This window comes from Sphingomonas sp. (genome assembly GCF_035490575.1).
Taxonomy (GTDB): Bacteria; Pseudomonadota; Alphaproteobacteria; order Sphingomonadales; family Sphingomonadaceae; genus Sphingomonas.
Genome location: NZ_DATJLI010000092.1, coordinates 1 through 5532 on the forward strand (window position 1 = coordinate 1; position 5532 = coordinate 5532).

General features: G+C 67.9%; 4 protein-coding genes, 1 tRNA gene and 1 pseudogene. 3 read left to right on the forward strand and 3 right to left on the reverse strand.

All coding sequences use genetic code 11. The features are described from left to right. Together VL973_RS07055 and VL973_RS07060 are read left to right on the forward strand one after the other, a co-directional pair. Window positions 1-212: pseudogene (locus VL973_RS07055) on the forward strand (2-amino-4-hydroxy-6-hydroxymethyldihydropteridine diphosphokinase); the annotation flags it as partial. Between the two features lie 35 nt (window positions 213-247). Continuing rightward, a tRNA-Lys gene (locus VL973_RS07060) sits at window positions 248-323 on the forward strand. Window positions 324-353: 30 nt separating this feature from the next. On the opposite strand, the gene VL973_RS07065 is transcribed toward VL973_RS07060, so the two are convergent. From VL973_RS07065 to VL973_RS07075, 3 genes are read right to left on the reverse strand one after another with little or no spacing between them, the layout of a single operon-like run. Further along, window positions 354-1616 (reverse strand): DUF3526 domain-containing protein, encoded by a 1263-nt coding sequence (locus tag VL973_RS07065; RefSeq protein ID WP_325283321.1) that lies wholly within the window; start codon window positions 1614-1616, stop codon window positions 354-356. Continuing rightward, the gene (locus VL973_RS07070) at window positions 1613-3052 is read right to left on the reverse strand and encodes an ABC transporter permease (RefSeq protein ID WP_325283322.1); all 1440 of its coding nucleotides are present in this window, start codon (window positions 3050-3052) and stop codon (window positions 1613-1615) included. The genes VL973_RS07065 and VL973_RS07070 overlap by 4 nt, the downstream gene beginning before the upstream one ends. After that, entirely contained in the window at window positions 3049-3789 is a 741-nt protein-coding gene (locus tag VL973_RS07075; protein ID WP_325283323.1) for an ABC transporter ATP-binding protein, read from the reverse strand. Before VL973_RS07075 ends, VL973_RS07070 begins: the two co-directional genes overlap by 4 nt. 152 nt (window positions 3790-3941) lie before the next feature. On the opposite strand from VL973_RS07075, the gene VL973_RS07080 reads away from it, so the two are divergent. Further along, window positions 3942-5532, forward strand: a 1591-nt coding sequence (locus tag VL973_RS07080) for a TonB-dependent siderophore receptor (protein WP_325283324.1), incomplete at its 3' end; no start/stop codon positions are given.

Sequence of the window (5532 nt, forward strand, 5' to 3'; positions counted from 1 at the left end):
ACCTGGATATCATCCTGTGGTCCGGCGGATGCTTTGCGGGCAAGGGACTGGTCGTCCCGCATATCGCCTTTCGCGACCGCGCCTTCGTGCTCGGCCCCGCCGCGCGCATCGCCCCGCGCTGGCGCGACCCGGTAACGGGCCTGACGCTGGTGCACCTGTCCGCGCGCCTGTGCCGACACCGCCCGGTTGACCCCGGCCACCCGCGCAACTAGGTGAGCGCGACGCCGGCCCTGTCCGGCCATGGTGCGGGTCCGTAGCTCAGTCGGTAGAGCAAGCGACTTTTAATCGAGAGGTCCCGGGTTCGAGCCCCGGCGGACCCACCATTTTCCGATGGCGCGGATTGTCGACGCCGATCACGCCGGTTCGGGGTCGCCGAACTCCGGCGCGCGGTCGAAATCGGTGCGGTCGAACGGCCGGTCGGTGAACAGATAGCCATAATAGAAGCGGCGCAATCGCTTGTGAAAGGCGCGGATACGGTCCTGATAGGCGAGCTGCGCGGTCAGGTCGGTATCGGCCAGCCGCGTCAGCAGCGCCTGCACGCCGACCGACGGCAACACCCACCCGAGCGCACGCGCGGCGGCATCGCGGCGTTCCAGCCCGGCGCGATAGGCGCGAACCTGCGGCGCGACGCTTTCATCGCCATTCTGATGGAAGGCCAGATACCATTTATAATGGAACGCGGTGCCCAGCGGCGGCGAATCCGCCCATTCGGGGTGGCTGGCATAAAAACGCCGCATCGTGTCCTGACGCGGGACGTCCCATGCCCGGTTCACCACCTCGCGCTGTGCCAGTGCGATCTCCGCGCCCTGATTGACGGACACCGCCCGGTTGATCGCGACATGGGCGAGCGTGGGCAGCACCAGCACCAGCACCAGCCATGCCGCCGCCAGCGTCGCGGCATTGGTCGCCGACCGCCAGCCCAGCCGCTCCACCAGCGCCGCCAGCGCGATCCAGAACAACAGATAAGCCGCGATCAGCACCAGCACGATCAGGATCGCCAACGCGGCCACCCCCTCGACCAGCGCGGCAAAGGCGAAGGGCATCGCCAGCGCCGCCCAGATCAACGCCAGCCGCACGGCCGTCCGTCGCCGCCACAGCGCACCGCCGCCCCGTGGCAGGGCATCGAGCGTCCGCTGGCGCCCCGCCTCCCGCTCCCCCGACTTCAGGTCGTGGAACAGCGCGATGACGAACAGCGGCGCGACGAACACCAGCACGAACGCAAAATCGAACCGCCCCGGCAACGCCAGTTCGGGATTGAAGGTGTCGCCGTCATATATCTGCGCCTCCAGCCCCAGCGCGCGCACCCGCAGGATATAGGGCGACACGTCACGCATCCCCAACGCGGCAAAGGCCAGCGGCGACGGCGCGTCCCAGGTCGGGTGAAAGCTGTAATAGGCGGCGCTGCCCGCATCGCGGGTGCGCGACACATAATCGGCGACGGCGCCGATATCCTCGGCCTGCTGCGCGGGAATCGCGGCGATGGCGGCGCGTTGCCGCACAACCTCCGCCATGCCCGCCGCCAGCGCCGCGATGCTGAGCAGCGCCAGCAGCAGCAGCGCGAACGCGCTCAGGCGCTGGCGCAGCAACAGGCGCAGTTCATGGATGATCAGGGTCATCGGCTTGCTCCCAACCGGCGCGTGGCAAAGGCGAGCAGTCCCGCTGCGACCCCCAGCCACAGCAGCACGACGGCAAGGCCCGGCAGCGCCGCCGCCGCCAGCACGCCGCCACCGGGAGCGACAAAGGTGAAGTCGGGCATCTCCTGCCAGTTATCGGCATCCACCCGTTTACGCCGGTCAGCGCCCGCGTCGGTCGCGGTGTCGTCGGCATAGGTTACGCCTTGCGCCTGCATCCGGTTGAGGCGCTGGACCAGGTCGTAGCGATAGGCCTCCGCCTGTTCCAGAAAGCGGCGGTGGGCGGCGAAATCGGTGCCCGCAGCCGCCATCGACAGCGACCTGAGCGCGATTGCCGGGCTGAACAGACCGGCGGCATCGACGATCGCGTTCTGGCGCGCCTGTGCCGCATGGCTTTGCGCGGCATAACGGTCGAACAGCGCGGAGGTCAGCCGTTCGCCCTCAACCGCAATGACGCCCTTGTAATTGACAGGCAGATCCTCGACGTGCGTTACGCCATATCGGTCGAGCACGCTTTGCTTGAACGCAGCGAAATGCGGGTCGTCGGGATTGTGGCTGTCGCCCAGTTGGCGCAGATCGCGGCCGATCGCGACATCGGTCGCCAGCCGATTTTGCAGCGGCACGGCGGCGCTGGCGATATCGGGGGCGACGCGCGGCAGCAGGATCGCCGTCACGGCCCAGATCGCGACCAGCGCCAGCAACGCGTCGCGGCTGCGCCGGACAAGCGCCGATACCAGCAGGATCACCAACACCCAAAGCGCCAGATAGCCGACATAGCCAATCGCGATGACCAGCATCGGCAGCGCCAGCGCTCCCGGTTGCATCGCGATGCCGATCAGCCCGAGCAACGCCGGCGCCGCAGCGGCCAGCGCGACCAGCCCCAGCGCCGCCAGCTTGCCCGCAACCAACTGCCCGCGACCGACGCCTTGCAGCATCAGCAATCGCAACGTGCCACGCTCACGCTCCCGCGCCAAAGCGCCAAAGCCCAGGAAGATCAGCAGCAGCGGCGCCACCACCTGCAACACAAAGGCGGGCGTCAACTGGCCGAAGCGCACCAGCAGCGAGCTTTGCCGCACATCGCCGAAATTGGCGGTGTTCTGGCGGTGCCCCTCCAGAAACATGCTGTTGCCGGTAAATGCGTCCACCCCCGAATCGAACGCGGCCAGCGGACCGAGCGGGCGGAAGATGAAATTGCCGTAATGCACGACGCGGTGCGGGTGGCGGTCGGGTTGGGCGTCGAACGCCTGTTCGGCGGCGTGTTGGTGCCGGGCGCGAAGCTCGGCGACGGCGCGCTGGTGCGACCAACTGCTGACCACCGCCGCCAGGGTCAGCAGGACCAGCAGCGCGAACGCGATCACCGCCACCCGGTTGCGGCGCATCAGGCGCAGTTCGTCGCGCGCGATCAGGGCGACGGCGCTCATGCCGCCACCCGTTCGCCGCCGGTCTGGAAGCGGGCGTGCAGCGCGCGCACGTCGAAGCGATCCGCGCCCTGTGCCGCCACTTCATGGCTGACGCGACCGCCCTCGAGAAAGGCGATGCGGTCGGCCACGTCGGCGGCGGACAACAGGTCGTGCGTCACCATCAGCACTGCCGTGCCGCGTTCGCGCACCGCCGCGACCAGAGTGTTGAAATCGGCGGTCGCGCGCGGATCAAGACCGGAAGTCGGCTCATCGAGCAGCAGCACCGGCACCGCGCGCAGGAGCGCGACGGCAATCGCCACCTTTTGCCGCATCCCCTTGGAAAAGCCGCCCAGCCGCTGGTCCCAGGCGTGTTCCTGAAGCCCCGCCCCGGCCAGCGCATCGGCGATCGCGCGCCGGTCGTGCCGCTCACCCGACAGCGCGAGCAGATAATCGGCATTCTCGACCGCGGTCAGATGGTCATAGAGCGCGACATTTTCCGGCAGATAGGCGATGCGCCGCCGCGCACCGTCGGGATCGGCAGCCGGGTCGATGCCGCATACCGAAATCGTGCCGGACTGCGCCCGCGCAAAGCCCAGCAGCGCCGCCAGCGTCGTCGACTTGCCCGCGCCATTGCCGCCCAGCAGCGCGGTGATGCTGCCCGCCGGCACCGCCAGCGACAATTCGTCCAGCACCCGGTGCGCGCCATAGCTGAGCGTCAGCCGCTCGATCAGGATGGGGGCGGGTTCTGGCGTAAGCATGGGCACCTCAATGCTGCGGGGGAGCCATGACTTATGCCGCAACGCGACAAATGTAACAAGATATCATTGACGATGTTACATCATCTCGTCCATGGAGCGCTGGAGCCGGTGTCGCCACGACGCCGGGCCATCGTCATTCATTGGGGGAATTCATGCTGCGCCCATCTTCGCGCGCGCTTTATCCGGCGAGCGCATTGTCGCTCGCGTTGCTTGCCATCGCCGCGCCCGCGCGCGCCGATCCGGGCGACGATGCCGCGCCCGGCGAGCAGGAGATTACCGTCACCGGCGTTCGCCAGGCCTATCGCGGCGATTTCAAGCAGGCCGAGATTCCGCAGTCGATCGCGGTGATCGACGCCGATGTGCTGGCCGAGAACAACATCCTGCGGCTGACCGACGCGCTCGACCTCAACGCGTCGGTGTCGCGACAGAACTCGCTCGGCGGATTGTTCGACAGTTTCGCCGTGCGCGGGTTCGCGGGCGATGAGAACATCCCGACCGGTTATCTGGTCAACGGCTTCAATGGCGGGCGCGGTTTTGGCGGACCGCGCGACGTCGCCGGGATCGAGCGGGTCGAAGTGCTGAAAGGCCCCGCCGCCGCGCTGCTGGGGCGCGGTGAGCCGGGCGGCACGGTCAACCTCGTCACCAAACAGGCCGAACTCGGCCGCACGTTCGGCACGGCGTCGCTGCAATATGGCAGCTTCGATACCGTGCGCGCCGAAGCCGACGCCAATGTCGCGCTGGCCGGCGCGCTGACCGCGCGGCTGATCGGCTATGCCGAAAGCGGCGACAGTTTCCGCGACACCGTCGAGCAGAAGCGCTGGGGCTTCCTGCCCTCGATCGGGGTGGCGCTGGGCGCGAATACGCGGCTGACCTATGACTTCGAATGGACACGGGTCGAAGTACCGTTCGATCGCGGCATTGCGGTGCTGAACGGGGATTTCGATACGATGTCGCGCACGCGATACCTGGGCGAGCCGGGGGACGGCGACCATGTGGCACGCGCGACCGGGCACCAGTTGCGCCTGCAACATGATTTCAGCGACCGCTGGAGCCTGCTGGTCGGCGCGTCGCTGCGCGATACATTGCTGACGGGCTTTTCCTCCGACGCCGAACTGGTGCCGTCGCGCCAGAAGCTGTTCGCCGATGGCCGCTCACTGTCGCGCCAGCGGCGGTCGCGGCGATATGATTCGCGCCAGTGGGTCGTGCGCGCCGAACTGTCCGGCGAGTTCGAGACCGGCGGGCTGACCCACCGCATCCTGATCGGCGCGGACCATGATGCGTTCGAGAACGACCAGCAATTCGGGCGCGTCCGTCCGCCGGTGCTGGGCGCGGCGACGACGGATCAGGCAGGCTATGTGCTCGACATTCTCGACCCCGTTTACGGTCGCTTCCCGCTGCCGACGCCGGGGCCTCAGAACGACCGGCTGGACGTGCAGCGCTCGACCGGCCTGTTCGTGCAGGATCAGGTAACGCTGACCGACCGGCTGCAGGTGCGCTTCGGCGGGCGATATGACGATGTGAGCCTTCGCACCGACAACCGCCTGACCGGAATCGACAGCCGCCGCAGCAGCGGGCGGTTCAGCCCGCAGGCGGGCCTCGTCTATCGCCTGACTGATCCGGTCACACTCTATGCCGCTTATGGTGAGGGGTTTCGCGCCAATATCGGCACCGACGTGAACGGCGCGATCTTCGACCCCGAAACCAGCATTTCGAAGGAGATCGGTGCCAAGCTGACGCTGTTCG

Bases quoted from the DNA above. Each gene is read 5' to 3' on its own strand.
- VL973_RS07065 (WP_325283321.1), bottom strand. From the start codon at position 1,616: ATGACCCTGATCATCCATGAACTGCGCCTGTTGCTGCGCCAGCGCCTG.
- VL973_RS07070 (WP_325283322.1), bottom strand. From the start codon at position 3,052: ATGAGCGCCGTCGCCCTGATCGCGCGCGACGAACTGCGCCTGATGCGC.
- VL973_RS07075 (WP_325283323.1), bottom strand. From the start codon at position 3,789: ATGCTTACGCCAGAACCCGCCCCCATCCTGATCGAGCGGCTGACGCTC.